Raw genomic sequence first — 13,373 nt, forward strand, 5'->3', positions numbered from 1 at the left:
GGTGACGCCGCACGGTTCGCAGCGGAAAAATCTCACAAACCGGACGATCCGGCTGTGCGGAGTCTTTCGAAAAAATCCAGGTCAGCAATCTTAAGCGTGTATGTAACACAGATTTAACGCCGGATGCTTACGCTCGCGGGCATGGATCGCCAGAAGGAATTCGTGCTGCGGACGCTCGAAGAGCGGGACATCCGCTTCGTACGTCTCTGGTTCACCGACGTCTTGGGTTACCTGAAGTCAGTCGCTATCGCCCCCGCCGAGCTGGAAGGCGCGTTCGAAGAGGGTATCGGTTTCGACGGCTCGGCCATCGAGGGCTTCGCCCGCGTCTCGGAGGCCGACATGGTCGCCAGGCCGGATCCGTCGACCTTCCAGGTGCTGCCGTGGGCCACCAGCAAGGGCCACCAGCACTCCGCGCGCATGTTCTGCGACATCACCATGCCCGAGGGTTCGCCGTCCTGGGCCGACCCGCGCCACGTGCTACGCCGCCAGCTGAACAAGGCGGGCGATGTCGGCTTCAGCTGCTACGTGCACCCGGAGATCGAGTTCTTCCTGCTGGAGAACGGCCCGCAGGGCGGCGCGCCGGTACCCGCGGACAGCGGCGGCTTCTTCGACCAGGCCGTGCACGATTCGGCGCCGAACTTCCGCCGCCACGCCATCGACGCGCTGGAGTCCATGGGCATCTCCGTGGAGTTCAGCCACCACGAGGGCGCACCGGGCCAGCAGGAGATCGACCTGCGCTACGCCGACGCGCTGTCCATGGCCGACAACGTGATGACCTTCCGCTACCTGATCAAGGAAGTGGCCATCGACGAGGGCGTGCGCGCGACCTTCATGCCCAAGCCGTTCGCCCAGTACCCGGGTTCGGCGATGCACACGCACATGAGCCTGTTCGAAGGCGAGACCAACGCCTTCCACGACCCCGACGACCCGCAGAACCTGTCGGAGACGGCGCGCGCGTTCATCGCGGGCATCCTCGAGCACGCCCCGGAGATCAGCGCGGTCACCAACCAGTGGGTGAACTCCTACAAGCGCCTCATCCACGGCGGCGAGGCGCCCACGGCCGCCTCGTGGGGCCGGTCCAACCGTTCCGCGCTGGTCCGCGTGCCGATGTACACGCCGAACAAGTCGTCCTCGCGCCGTGTCGAGATTCGCAGCCCAGATTCCGCGTGCAACCCCTACCTGACCTTCGCCGTCCTGCTCGCGGCGGGTTTGCGGGGCATCGAGAAGGGCTACACGCTGCCGCCGGAGGCGGAGGACGACGTGTTCGCGCTGACCGTCGCGGAGCGGCGCGCGATGGGCTTCCGTGAGCTGCCCGGCACGCTGGACGAGGCGCTACAGGCGATGGAGCGCTCCGAACTGGTCGCCGAGACCCTCGGTGAGCACGTGTTCGACTTCTTCCTGCGCAACAAGCGCCGGGAGTGGGCGGACTACCGCAGCCAGGTCACGCCGTTCGAGCTCAAGGAATACCTGGGGTTGTAACCCGGGCGATGTCCGTGGGCGGCGTGCCCCCGGTCCCGGCCATGTAATTTGAGAACCATGGTCCGGCCACCGTCTGCGCGCTCCGCCGTCCCCGGTGTCGGCCGGCTCGGATTGCTCGAGCCGTCCGCTGCCGCGTCGCTGCGCGAACTTGGCTGGGACAACGTCGAGAGCATCCCCGTGCTGTGGGCGCTGTCCCGCGCACCGGACGCCGACCTCGCGCTGAGCACGCTCATGCGGCTGCGCGAGAGCATCGGAAACGGTTGGGACGCAATCGATTCGGCGATCCGCGCGGATACGTCGCTGCGCGGCAGGCTGTTCGCGCTGCTCGGCTCGTCCAGCGCGCTGGGCGATCACCTCGTCGCCGAACCGTCGGCCTGGGAGGTTCTGCGCCGCAAGGAGTTGCCCGAACGCGACGAGCTGATCGCCGATCTGCTCGCGGTGGTCGAGGCGGAACCCGAGCGGGGGCCGAACGCGGCGCCGCTGCTGCTGCGCGCCGGGATCTCCGGCCCCGAAGTGGTGGCCTTGCTGCGCCGACGGTACCGGGACCAATTGATGCTGCTGGCCGCGCTGGATCTGGCGGCCACCGTGGAGAACGAGCCCGTGCTGCCCTACCAGGTGGTCGGCAGGCAGCTCACCGACCTGGCCGACGCCGCCCTGACCGCGGCGCTGGCGGTCGCCGTGGCGCGAGTCTGCAAGGACGCCCCGGTTTCGGTGCGGCTGGGCGTGCTCGCGATGGGCAAGTGCGGCGCGCGCGAGCTGAACTATGTCAGCGACGTCGACGTGGTTTTCGTCGCCGAACCCGCCGACGCCACCGCCACGCGCCTGGCCGCGGAGATGATGAGCGTGGCGAGCCAGGCCTTCTTCGAGGTCGACGCGGCGCTGCGGCCGGAGGGCAAAGCCGGGGCGCTGGTGCGGACGCTGGATTCGCACGTCGCCTACTACAAGCGGTGGGCACGGACCTGGGAGTTCCAGGCGCTGTTGAAGAACCGCCCGGCGACCGGTGATCTCGCGCTCGGCGAGCAGTACCGAGCCGCGCTGATGCCGATGGTCTGGCAGGCGTCGGAACGTCCCGACTTCGTCGCCGACGTCCAGGCGATGCGCCGGCGGGTGGAGGATCTGGTCCCCGCCGACCTGCGCGAGCGTGAGCTCAAACTCGGGCACGGCAGCCTCCGCGATGTCGAATTCGCCGTGCAGCTGTTGCAGTTGGTGCACGGGCGGGTGGACGAGACGTTGCACGTGCAGGGCACGGTCGAGGCGCTGACCGCGCTGGCCGCGGGCGGGTACGTCGGTCGCGACGACGCGGCCAACCTCACGGCGTCTTACGAATTCCTGCGGTTGCTGGAACACCGGCTCCAGCTGCAGCGACTACGCCGCACCCATACGCTGCCCGCCGCCGACGACGAGGAAGGTATGCGGTGGCTGGCCCGTGCCGCGCACATCCGGCCCGACGGCAGACAGGACGCGGTCGGTGTGCTCAGCAGCGAGATCCGCCGGAACGCGGTGCGAGTGCGGCGATTGCACGCGAAGTTGTTCTACCGGCCGCTGCTGGAATCGGTGGCGCGCCTGGACTCCGACGCGTTGCGCCTGAGCCCTCAGGCCGCGATTCGGCAGCTGGCCGCTCTGGGCTACGCGGCGCCGGAGCACGCGCTCGGTCATTTGAAGGCGCTGACCGGGGGAGTGTCCCGCAAGGGCCGCATTCAAGCCCTGCTGCTGCCGACGCTGCTCGAATGGCTCAGCGACACACCGAATCCCGATGCGGGCCTGCTGGCCTACCGCCGGGTGTCGGAGGGGCTCGCCGACCAGATCTGGTTCCTGCGCGAACTGCGCGACGAGGGGGCCATCGCGCAGCGGCTCATGATCGTGCTCGGCTCCTCGGAGTATCTGCCCGATCTGCTGATCAACGCGCCCGAGACCATCCGGATGTACGCCGACGGACCCGGTGGCCCGCTGCTGCTGGGCCCGCAGCCCGACGAGGTGGCCCGGGGCATCCTCACCGCCGCCGCTCGCTACGATGACTCGAAACGCGCTGTGGCCGCGGCTCGTTCGTTGCGCAGGCACGAACTGGCGCGGGTGGCGTCGGCCGATCTGCTCGGCATGCTCGAGGTGCCGCAGGTGTGCCGGGCGCTGTCGTCGGTGTGGGTCGCGGTACTCGAAGCGTCGTTGCTGGCGGTGATCCGGGCGAGTGAGGCGGAGCGGGGTGCGCCCGCGCCCGCCGACATCGCGGTGATCGGCATGGGCCGGCTCGGCGGCATGGAGCTCGGCTACGGCTCCGACGCGGACGTGCTGTTCGTCTGCGCCCCGCGGCCGGGCGAGGACGAGACCAAGGCCGTGAGATGGGCCACCGGGATGGCCGACCGGGTGCAGCAGCTGCTCGGAGCGCCGAGCACCGACCCGCCGCTGCACGTCGACGCCGGGCTGCGTCCGGAGGGGCGCAACGGCCCGCTGGTGCGCACGCTGGCCGCCTACGCCGCGTACTACGAGCAATGGGCGCAACCCTGGGAGGTGCAGGCGTTGCTGCGCGCCCACCAGGTGGCCGGTGACGAGGCGCTCGGGGTGCGCTTTCTGCACGTCATCGACAAGGTGCGGTACCCGGAGGGCGGTGTGTCGGCCGACGCGGTGCGCGAGATCCGGCGGATCAAGGCCAGGGTGGACGCGGAGCGACTGCCCCGCGGCGCGGATCCGGCCACGCACACCAAGCTCGGACGCGGTGGCCTGGCCGACATCGAGTGGACCGTCCAGCTGATGCAGCTGCGCCACGCCCACGAGGTGCCCGGCCTGCACAACACCTCCACGCTGCAAGCGCTGGACGTGATCGAGCAGACCGAGCTGCTGGACGCCCACGACGTGGCGCTGCTGCGCGACGCGTGGCTGACCGCCACCAACGCGCGCAATGCCCTGGTCCTGGTGCGCGGCAAGCCGAGCGACCAGCTCCCGGGCCCGGGCCGCCTCCTGTCCGCCGTCGCGCGCGTCGCGGGGTGGCCCAACGACGACGGCAGCGAATTCCTCGACCACTACATGCGCGTCACGCGGCGCGCCAAAGCTGTCGTCGAGCGAGTCTTCGGCGCGTGACGGTTCCGCTCGCACCAGGTCCTGCGTCTGCGCACGGACGGATTCACGAGCCGAGGGTGAGGCCGGTGCGAGCCGCCCGCTGTTCACCCCAGTCGTAGAGCGCGGTGAGGACGGGGACGAGGGTGCGGCCTTCGTCGGTGAGGGTGTACTCGACCTGCGGAGGCACCGTGTCGAAGACGGTGCGGCGGACCAGGCCGTCGGATTCCAGTTCGCGCAGTTGCTGGACCAGCATCTTCTCGCTGGTGGTCGGCATCCGCCTGCGCAGCTCGCCGTAGCGGTGCACGCCCTCCTTGAGGTGGGCCAGGATCACCGGCTTCCACTTGCCGCCGATCAGGTCGACGGTCACCTCCACGGCGCACTGGTAGCGCTTGTCGGGCACGCGGCGGACCTCCTGGCTACCTACTCACCGAAAAGTGCGTTCTTGTAACACTGTAATCATCACGATTCCATGGATGCCGTTCAAATCGACAACCGCAAACATGGAGCGAAACAGCAATGAAGGTCATCGTTTTCGACCGATTCAAGCCCGGCGTCACCCTGGAGACGATCAACCCGTACCTGCCCGAGGAGGTCGCCAACGTGTGGCGGCTGTGGAAGGCGGGCATCGTCCGGGAGAACTACGCCCGAGCCGACGAGCCCGGCGTGGTCATCGTGTTCGAGGTCGACAGCGTCGAGGAGGCGCAGAAGTACGTCGCCGACTTCCCGCTCACCAAGGCCGGGTACCTGGAGTGGACTTACGTCCCGGTGCAGGCGCCGTTGCCGCTGGAAGCGCTGATGGACCCGGCCGTCGATGTCGCCGAGCCCTACGACCGGACCGCGTGAGCATGCGACACGCTTTCGGCCTGAGCATCCCGCAGACCGTATCCGACGCCTGCGATCCCGCGCGGATGGCGCTGCTCATCTACGACATGCAGGTCGGCATCGTGCGGCAGATCCCGGAGGGGGAGCAGATCGTCCGCGCGTGCGTGCGGTTGCGCGACGCCGCGCGGGCGGGTGGTTTCCGGGTGTTCTATACCCGGCACATGTCGCTGCCGGTCGCGGCCTCGGGTGTCGCGCAGCTGCGCTCCGCGATGTCCTGGCAGCGGGTGGACGACCCAGCCGCCCTGCGCTCCAGCTTTCCGCAGGGCTCACCGCAGTTCCAGTTGGTGCCCGAGTTGACGCCCGGACCGGACGAGGTGGTGTTCGACAAGATCACCATGTCGGCGTTCGCGTCGACGCCGCTGGACTTCGCCCTTCGCGACAGCGGCATCGATACCTACGCCGTCGCTGGCATCGCCATGGAAGTGGGCATCGAGCCGACGGTCCGGCACAGCCTGGATCTGGGCTATCTGCCGATCATCGTCCCCGACGCCTGCGGGGCGGGCCACCCGGAAGCCGCCGAAAGGTCCTACGCCACTCTGCAATTCGCGGGAGGATCGCTGACCACCGGCACGGCCGCACTGAGCGATCTGATGAGTCGCCGCACACCGTGATGCACGCGACGCGATCCATCCAGTGTTCGGCCGGGCCGCCATCGCGCGAAAGCTCGAACACCCTGCGCCGGTACTCCGCCGCACCCGCATCGCGCCGACAACCGAGCCGGTGATGCTCAGGAGGGCCGCGACCCGCGCGGGGTGGCGGTCCTCCCACCGCAGCCTCGCAGTCGGAACGTGCGCTTGCCGATCCCGTCCGGTGCATCGGCCGCGCGTGCCGCCGACCGAGTGCTCGGAGTGTCGGTCAAAGCTTGGAAGCGGTCGACGAACTGGCGTATGGCCAGCCGGTCTTCGTCACCGAGCCCGTTCGCGGCGGTGACGGTGACCATGGTGCCGGAGTCGATCCGCAGGATGTCCCAGGCCACCGGCAGGACGGGCGCGTGCACGCTGCGCCCGTTACTGCTGATCGTGACGGACGAACGGGATACGCCCGGAACGAAGGCCAGGTCTTCGGCGATCTCCGCCGTGAGCGGCCCCTTCGCGGGAAATTCCTCGACGTACATCCTCGACCTCGTCACGTCGCCGACAGTAGTGAGCCAGTGTAGACACGGCGCGGATCTCACTCGAGCCACACAGAACCCACACCTGCGCTCCACCGCGTCTTCGAAGACATTGCCTAGGCTCGACCGCATGCGTAAATGGATGGGCCGGGCATTGCTCGGTGTGGGGTGGTGCGCTGTCGCTGTGGGCGCCGTCGGGATCGTGCTGCATTTCGGCGCGTGGCAGCAGCGCGGGCTGGTGCTGCTCGCCTCGGGGGCGTCGTACTTGATGCTCGGCGCGATCGCCGGCGTGGTGCTGCTGCTGATCGCGCGCGGGTGGCGCAGCGCGGCCGTCGCCGGGGTGCTGGCCGCGGCGGTGTTGTGGACGCTGGTGCCCGTGTTCGTGCCGGAGAGCCGCGCCGCGAGCGGTCCGCAGTTGACCGTCATGCAGTCGAATCTGCTGTTCGGCGGCGCCGATCCGGCCGCCGTGGTGCGCGCGGTGCGGGACGACCACGTCGACGTGCTGACCGTCGACGAACTGACCGAGGCCGCGATCGAGCGGCTGGCGGGCGCGGGCCTGCTCGGCGAACTGCCCCATCGCTACACCGAGCCCACCCGCGACGGCGGGGGCGGCACCGGAATCTACAGCCGGTACCCGTTGCGGGACACCAGGAAGTACGACGGCTACATCCTGCACAACATCTCCGCGACGATGGATCACCCGGAACGCGGACCGATCACCGTCTTCGCGTTCCATCCGGTCCCGCCGCCTTTCAATTTCCCCGCCTGGACCGCGGAGATGCGTAAGACCCGCGAAATCCTCGACGCGCACCAGGGCTCCGCTATCGTCGGCGCCGACTTCAACGCGACCCGCGACCACACCGCCTATCGCGATCTGTTGCGTGGCCGCTTCGCCTCGGCCGCCGACCAAACCGGGGCCGGTCTGCTGCCCACCTACCCGGAGGACCGCAGCTGGGGCCCGGTCATCGGCATCGACCACATCCTGCTGGCCGACGCCACCGCCGAAGACCTGCACAGCCTCACCATCCCCGGCTCCGACCACCGAGCCCTCATCGCTCGAATCCGGCTGCACTGAACGGCGCTCCGCTATGATGCGCAGGTTCCGGTGTTGCTGATACCGCAGCGTCCGTGGGTGGCCGCCTCAGCGCTGGGCCTGCCGGGTATCGAAAGAGGGGAGCCCGCAAAGTGAGTGATATCGAGCGCCTGCTTCTCCGTCTGTCGGCCTATCTGAGCGAGCACTTTTCGATAGACAGTGCCCGCGAGGTCCGGCGCCAGCTCGACGCCGTTCGCAATCGCGTTCCTTTCCCGCCGCCGGACACCATCGAGCAGACGCCGTTACGAAACCTGTTCGACTACCTCGAGCTGAAGAGCCATGATGCCGTCCTGGGCCGAACCCAATGGTTTCACGGCGAGCTGGCGGAGATCGATCGAGAACTGTTGGCGGCGCTGGCCGAAACTCAGCGCGGTGGCCTGACCGACCACGACATCGAAGAGATCGACAGCCTCTTATGGGAGTTGCGCGACCGTATCGACACTTTCGGGCCGATGGACGACGGCCGCTGGCCGCTGCAATGCCTCATCGCCTACGTGGATGCGAAGATCAAGCGCTCTCTGGAAACGAACTGAACGCCTGGGCTGCTCATCATCTGACTGTGCCTACGGCGAGGCAGCCTCTGCGTGATCCGAACGATCCGGACAACGTGCACGGGTCGGCCTTCGAGCGGGTGACCGCGGTGCGGATCGGTTACACCGACGGCGCGGACGGCTGCAAGAAGATCACCAGGAAGGAGATCGCCCAGCGCCGCGGCAACCTGCCCACCACCTTCGAACCCGGTGAGGAGCAGGCGCAGCCGCCGGTGGGCGCGGCCGCGCTGACCAGCCTGAGCAAGGCGCTGGCCGAGATCTTCCCGATCGCGCGGCCGCCGCAATTCGACTACTCCGGGGTGGGCCGCGGCTGCTCGGAAGTCACCCTCACCCGGCCGGTGTCGTACTGCCCGAGCGGGAACCGGATCGGCACCGATGTCCCTGCGATGGCCCGCCGTGGCGGACCGATGGCGGGCGAGGATCCGCTCTCGGCGGTCGTGGACGGCGACTACAACGCGTTCGTCGTCTTCGTGTCTCGGTACGTGCTCGCCGTGCAACAGGATCGCAAGCTGTCGCTGACCGGCGCCGAGACGGCGGGCCTGCGCACCGCCTGCCTCAGCGGCGCGCTGACCACGAAGCTGAGCTAGCCGGGCAGCGACCCGCACCTGTCCGCGGGTGACCTGGACGAAGCGGTCTCCGGCCTGCTCGCCGACGGGTCGGCGGCCGCGGACGTCAACGGCAAGGTCGTGGCGAGCGGCTACCAGCGGTTGGAGGCGTTCCGCACCGGCGTTCTGGACGGCGAGAGCGCCTGCCTGACCGAGTTCCGGTAGCCGGACTCACACCGGCAGCGATCGCAACGAGCTGAGCGTGCTCGCCAGCGCGCGTGCGGCCTCGGCGCCCTTGGTCACGAAGTGCTCGGTGAAATACGTGACGTGCTCGCTGTGCTCGTGGAAGTGATGCGGGGTGAGCACGACCGAGAAGACCGGCACGTCGGTGTCCAGCTGGACCCGCATCAGCCCGTCGATCACCGCCGAGGCCACGAAGTCGTGCCGGTAGATGCCGCCGTCCACCACCAGCGCGGACGCGACGATCGCCGCGTACCGGCCGGAGTGCGCGAGCCGCTTGGCGTGCAGCGGGATCTCGAAGGCACCCGGCACCTCGAAGACGTCGATCGTGGCGGGATCGAAGCCGAGGTCGGCGTACTCGGTGCGGAACCCCTCGTACGCCTTGCCGACGATCGAGCTGTGCCAGCTGGCACGGATGAACGCGATGGATCCGGTATTGCTCATGCCGGGATACTACGGTTCGGTAAGGTGCGCTTCCAGCCAACCGACGACATCGTCGAGCACTTTCTGCTGCTCGGGCTCGTTGAACACCTCGTGGTAGAGGCCCTCGTAGCGGATCACGGTGAGGTCCTTCGACCCGGCGCCGCGCTCGATGAGATCGGAGCTCGACGGCGCGGCGATCGAGTCGGCGGTGCCGTGCAGCACCAGCAGCGGCACGGTGAGCCGTGCCAGCCGCTGCTTGACCGTGTTCGTCGCGTTCAGCATCTCGGCGCCGGTGCGGGCGGGCAGCATGCCCCGGTAGACCAGCGGATCGTTGTCGTAGGCCGCGACCACCGCGGGGTCGCGGCTGATCTGCGACGAATCCAGCTTCAGCACACCGAGATTCGGGGTGAACCTGCTCAACACCGGCGCGAGCATGCGCTGCACCGGATTGCCCACCGGGATGTCCAGCGGCGGCGCGGACAGCACGACGCCCGCGACATCGATCGGCGCGCGGGTGGCCAGATACAGGGTGATCAGGCTGCCCATCGAGTGCGCGACCACGAAGCGCGGCACGTCCGGCTGCTCACGGCTCGCGATGGCCAGCATGGCGGCGACGTTGTCGGCGGCGCCTTCCATGGAGCCGATGTTGGCCTTGCCGCCCGCGGACTTCCCGTGGCCGATGTGGTCGAGCGCGTAGACCGCGAAACCGGCGGCGACCAGGCGCTGCCCGACGTGGGTGTAGCGGCCCGAATGCTCGGCCACGCCGTGGACCAGCACGATCACGCCCCGCGCAGCGCCATCGGGCAGCCACGCGCGCCAGGCGACTCCGCTGCCGATGCCGTTGAACTCCCCGGTCTCGGTGCGGATCGCGGGCGGCTCGGCGGGCGCGGTGTCGCCCGCCGTCGGCTCGGTCGTCATGCCTCGGCTCCTGCCGTCGATGGCGCGCCGATTGTCGCGAAATGCTCGATCAGCCGCCGGTTGAACTCGATGAGTCGAGCGTAGTTGACCCGGGAGAGGCGTTCGTCGGTTCCGTGGATCGAGGCCAGGTCGCGCCCGTCCAGCACGATCGGCGCGAAATTGCAGCGGGTGGCCGCCAGGTCGTCGTAGTGCCTGGAATCGGTCGCGCCGGGAACGATGCCAGTGGTCACCGCGATGCCGGGGGCGACGGAGCGGGCGAGGTCGGCGATCAGCTCGAAGGTGGGGCCGGGCCCGGTGATCCGCGACGGTTCCGACGACATGCCGACCAGCTCGAATTCGATCCCCTTGTCGCGCACGACTTTCCGGCAGTGCGCCAGCACCGAGGAAACCGTGTCGCCCGGCAGGATGCGGAAGTTCACCAGCGCCTCGGCGTGCTGGGGCAACACGTTCGCCCGCGCACCGCCGCGGATCACCGTGGGCGCCGTGGTGGTGCGCACCATCGCCTCGGTCTGCGGCTGGGTCGCCATCACCCGGGTGATCGCCGGTCCCGCGATGCGCGCGAGACCGAGCAGGTGTCGCCGCGGTCCCGGCATGACCTCGCGCAACCTGGCCAGCATGTCCGCGATCACCGGGGTCAGGCGCAGCGGCATCGGATGGTCCTGGATGCGGCCCACCGCCCGCGCGATCCGGCCGACCGCCGTCTGCTTGCCCGGCATGGACGAATGGCCGCCCACCTCGGTCACCGACAGCCGGACCGTCGCGTAGCCCTTCTCGCCGAGCATGATCGTGGCCACCGGCTGCCGCACCCCCTCGACGATCCCCGCGGTGATCACCCCGCCCTCGTCCAGCAGCAGATCCGCGCACACGCCCGCCTGCCGCAGGTGTGCGGCCATCCGCTCGGCGCCCTCGCCGCCGAAAACCTCCTCGTCGTGCCCGAAGGCCAGGTACACGGTGTGCCGGGGTCGCAGGCCCGCGGCGAGCGCCGACTCGACCGCCTCCAGGATGGCCAGCACACGGCTCTTGTCATCGATCGCGCCACGGCCCCAGATGAATTCGTCGTCCACCACTCCCGCGAACGGCGGGTGGGTCCAGCGCTGTGGGTCGTCCACGGGCACCACGTCCTGGTGCGCGAGCAGGATCGCGGCCACTCGGTCCGGTTCGGTGCCGGGCCAGCGGTAGAGCCGGCTGTGCGCGAACTGCTGTAGCTCGAGCTCGGCGTGCACGCGGGGGAAGGACGCTCGCAGGTGCGCGTCGAGGCGGTCGAACGCGTCGCTGTCGGTGTCGCGCGGGTCGTCGGCGGACACGGTCGCACACCGCAGCGCGGCGGCGAGGCGCTCGGCGGTCGGGTCGTCGACCGGGTCCGTCATCGGTCACCGGTGCGGTCGGGCAGATTCATGGGCACCGTTGCATTGTTCAACACACTCGGATCGAGGGCGATCGTCTTCTCGTTTCGCCACTTCACGATGCCTTCGGTGAGCCCGCCCGGCAACTCGGGACGACGCGTTGCGGTCAGCAGCGGCAGTTCGACGCTCGCCGCGGTCACCGTCACGGGAGCGAAGGCGGGGGAGTGCGACCACACGTCGTCGACCACGTCGGTGACCCGCACACCGATCCGGTGGCCGGCCGCGATCGGCCAGTCCTGCGCGAGCAACCGCACCTCGGCGGTGTCGCGGACGGGGGCGATGCCTCGGGTGATGACGGTCGCGCGCAAGTCGGGTGCGATGTCGTAGAGCTCGACGGCGACCGTCGCGCTCGTGGGGCCGCTGAGCCGGAGGGTGGCCGTCGGGATGCCGGACAGGTGCTGGTCTTGGGCCAGCGGCGCGGAGACCGACCAGATTTCGCGGTCCGGCCCGGGGACCAGGCCGCGGTCGGTGTAGTCGCCGGGCCGCAGCGCGACCGAGATCCGCTGGGCGTCGGCGGGCGGCCACGCGGTCTCCGCGCGCCAGCGGCCGTCGAACTGGCCGACGGTGATCCGCGGGCCGGGAATCCGCACGTCCCGGCCCGCGACGTGCTTGTCGAAGAAGGCGAGCAGCTCGGTGTCGAAGTGCGGTGTGCCGCACTTGTCGTGGCAGGTGCGGTGTCCCCACTGGCCGAACCAGGCCCGGTGGTCGCCGGGGCCGAGGCCGTTCCACAGGTCGAACACCCGGTAGGCCCGGGTGTTGTAGTCCACGAAGCCCTGACCGAGGAACAGCGGAATCGTATTACCGCGCAGTCTCGCCACCAGGTCGCGGTCGCGCCAGAAGGCGGTGTCCGCGTTGTGGTCGCCGATCTCGGCCAGGTACTGCTGATAGCACGGCCACGGCAGCTGCGTCGCGTTCGCCTGGTATTCGCCGGAGTCCTCCGGACGCGGCGGGGTCGAGGCGATGAGCAGATGCTCCAGGCCCGCGAAGTCGGCGGGGCGCACACCGCTCTCGGTGATCGGCTTGCCGGAGAACTTCCACGAGACGCCCTGCATGTACAGGTAGGCGTACGGGTCGACCACCGGCTCGAACGCGCCCACCGCGGCGAGGCCCTTCGGTGCGGTGGCCAAGCCCATCAGGCCGGTCCACGCTTCGTACGAGGTACCGAACAGCCCCACCTTGCCGGTGGACCACGGCTGGCTCGCGGCCCACTCCACGGCCGCGGTGACGTCCGCGCGCTCCCCGGGTCCGCCGAAGTCCGGGCAGCCGTTGGAGCCGCCGAATCCGCGCAGGTCCACGACGACGTAGGTGTAGCCGGCGTTCAGGAACAGCTCGGCGGTGAGGTTGTCGGTGGACGGGCCGCCGGTGAGGCGCGGCTCGCTCAAGTACGCCAGGTGCGCGCGATACGGGCTGACGGTGAGGATGACGGGCGTCCGGGTGTCGTCGGGGACACCGGCCGGGCGCAGGATGTCCGCGTGCAGGCGGGTGCCGTCCTCGCCGTCGATGTACGTCTGTTTCCACTGGTAAGGCACCGGCAGCGGTTCGGCGGCGGCGGTCACCGGGGTGATCGCGGCCAGCAGCAACAGCAGGCCGCACAGGGCACGCGACAAGACGGCTCGTTCGGTCACCATAGGACTATCGAGTTTGCCCGGACGGCCGTCCAGACCCCGGAACCGGGGTGGT

13 protein-coding genes are annotated in these 13,373 nt (G+C 69.4%); 7 read left to right on the plus strand and 6 right to left on the minus strand.

Translation table 11 applies throughout. The features are described 5' to 3' along the window. Nucleotides 1-141 precede the first annotated feature (141 nt). Nucleotides 142-1,479, plus strand: coding sequence for a glutamine synthetase family protein (locus ON19_RS09240; RefSeq protein ID WP_043689044.1), 1,338 nt, complete (start codon nucleotides 142-144; stop codon nucleotides 1,477-1,479). A gap of 57 nt (nucleotides 1,480-1,536) precedes the next feature. Then, on the plus strand, nucleotides 1,537-4,548 hold the full coding sequence (locus tag ON19_RS09245; RefSeq protein ID WP_043689046.1) for a bifunctional [glutamine synthetase] adenylyltransferase/[glutamine synthetase]-adenylyl-L-tyrosine phosphorylase: 3,012 nt from the start codon (nucleotides 1,537-1,539) through the stop codon (nucleotides 4,546-4,548). 43 nt (nucleotides 4,549-4,591) lie between these two features. Here ON19_RS09245 and ON19_RS09250 read toward each other — a convergent pair whose 3' ends face one another. Continuing rightward, entirely contained in the window at nucleotides 4,592-4,927 is a 336-nt protein-coding gene (locus tag ON19_RS09250) for a winged helix-turn-helix transcriptional regulator (RefSeq protein ID WP_043689049.1), read from the minus strand. A gap of 116 nt (nucleotides 4,928-5,043) precedes the next feature. Between ON19_RS09250 and ON19_RS09255 the strand changes: the two genes are divergently transcribed. After that, nucleotides 5,044-5,370, plus strand: coding sequence for a YciI family protein (locus tag ON19_RS09255; RefSeq protein ID WP_043689051.1), 327 nt, complete (start codon nucleotides 5,044-5,046; stop codon nucleotides 5,368-5,370). A 2-nt stretch (nucleotides 5,371-5,372) separates the two neighbouring features. Then, nucleotides 5,373-6,020: a cysteine hydrolase family protein gene (locus ON19_RS09260; protein WP_043689053.1), complete on the plus strand. Its 648-nt coding sequence runs from the start codon at nucleotides 5,373-5,375 to the stop codon at nucleotides 6,018-6,020. 116 nt (nucleotides 6,021-6,136) lie between these two features. Here the strand turns inward: ON19_RS09260 and ON19_RS09265 are convergent, their stop codons facing one another. Continuing rightward, a complete protein-coding gene (locus ON19_RS09265) occupies nucleotides 6,137-6,538 on the minus strand; it encodes a hypothetical protein (protein WP_157229636.1) in 402 nt (133 codons plus the stop codon). A gap of 112 nt (nucleotides 6,539-6,650) precedes the next feature. Between ON19_RS09265 and ON19_RS09270 the strand changes: the two genes are divergently transcribed. The 3 genes from ON19_RS09270 to ON19_RS09280 all read left to right on the plus strand — a co-directional run bounded on the left by ON19_RS09270 (nucleotide 6,651) and on the right by ON19_RS09280 (nucleotide 8,751). Further along, entirely contained in the window at nucleotides 6,651-7,595 is a 945-nt protein-coding gene (locus ON19_RS09270) for an endonuclease/exonuclease/phosphatase family protein (RefSeq protein ID WP_043689057.1), read from the plus strand. Between the two features lie 110 nt (nucleotides 7,596-7,705). After that, a complete protein-coding gene (locus tag ON19_RS09275; protein WP_043689060.1) occupies nucleotides 7,706-8,146 on the plus strand; it encodes a hypothetical protein in 441 nt (146 codons plus the stop codon). Between the two features lie 26 nt (nucleotides 8,147-8,172). Beyond that, entirely contained in the window at nucleotides 8,173-8,751 is a 579-nt protein-coding gene (locus ON19_RS09280; protein WP_051168679.1) for a hypothetical protein, read from the plus strand. 189 nt (nucleotides 8,752-8,940) lie between these two features. Here ON19_RS09280 and ON19_RS09285 read toward each other — a convergent pair whose 3' ends face one another. From ON19_RS09285 to ON19_RS09300, 4 genes are read right to left on the minus strand one after another with little or no spacing between them, the layout of a single operon-like run. Further along, nucleotides 8,941-9,393 (minus strand): 6,7-dimethyl-8-ribityllumazine synthase, encoded by a 453-nt coding sequence (locus tag ON19_RS09285; RefSeq protein WP_043689062.1) that lies wholly within the window; start codon nucleotides 9,391-9,393, stop codon nucleotides 8,941-8,943. Between the two features lie 9 nt (nucleotides 9,394-9,402). Next, nucleotides 9,403-10,290: an alpha/beta hydrolase gene (locus ON19_RS09290; protein WP_051168680.1), complete on the minus strand. Its 888-nt coding sequence runs from the start codon at nucleotides 10,288-10,290 to the stop codon at nucleotides 9,403-9,405. Further along, the gene (locus tag ON19_RS09295; RefSeq protein WP_043689065.1) at nucleotides 10,287-11,657 is read right to left on the minus strand and encodes a M20 family peptidase; all 1,371 of its coding nucleotides are present in this window, start codon (nucleotides 11,655-11,657) and stop codon (nucleotides 10,287-10,289) included. Before ON19_RS09295 ends, ON19_RS09290 begins: the two co-directional genes overlap by 4 nt. Beyond that, nucleotides 11,654-13,321, minus strand: coding sequence for a CocE/NonD family hydrolase (locus tag ON19_RS09300; protein WP_043689067.1), 1,668 nt, complete (start codon nucleotides 13,319-13,321; stop codon nucleotides 11,654-11,656). The genes ON19_RS09295 and ON19_RS09300 overlap by 4 nt, the downstream gene beginning before the upstream one ends. Between the last annotated feature and the right edge of the window lie 52 nt (nucleotides 13,322-13,373).

The sequence above is a fragment of the Nocardia abscessus NBRC 100374 genome (assembly GCF_000308455.1).
GTDB lineage: Bacteria > Actinomycetota > Actinomycetes > Mycobacteriales > Mycobacteriaceae > Nocardia > Nocardia abscessus.

Coding starts and splice junctions, on each gene's coding strand:
- ON19_RS09240 (WP_043689044.1), top strand. CDS start 142: ATGGATCGCCAGAAGGAATTCGTGCTGCGGACGCTCGAAGAGCGGGAC.
- ON19_RS09245 (WP_043689046.1), top strand. CDS start 1,537: ATGGTCCGGCCACCGTCTGCGCGCTCCGCCGTCCCCGGTGTCGGCCGG.
- ON19_RS09255 (WP_043689051.1), top strand. CDS start 5,044: ATGAAGGTCATCGTTTTCGACCGATTCAAGCCCGGCGTCACCCTGGAG.
- ON19_RS09260 (WP_043689053.1), top strand. CDS start 5,373: ATGCGACACGCTTTCGGCCTGAGCATCCCGCAGACCGTATCCGACGCC.
- ON19_RS09270 (WP_043689057.1), top strand. CDS start 6,651: ATGCGTAAATGGATGGGCCGGGCATTGCTCGGTGTGGGGTGGTGCGCT.
- ON19_RS09285 (WP_043689062.1), bottom strand. CDS start 9,393: ATGAGCAATACCGGATCCATCGCGTTCATCCGTGCCAGCTGGCACAGC.
- ON19_RS09290 (WP_051168680.1), bottom strand. CDS start 10,290: ATGACGACCGAGCCGACGGCGGGCGACACCGCGCCCGCCGAGCCGCCC.
- ON19_RS09295 (WP_043689065.1), bottom strand. CDS start 11,657: ATGACGGACCCGGTCGACGACCCGACCGCCGAGCGCCTCGCCGCCGCG.
- ON19_RS09300 (WP_043689067.1), bottom strand. CDS start 13,321: ATGGTGACCGAACGAGCCGTCTTGTCGCGTGCCCTGTGCGGCCTGCTG.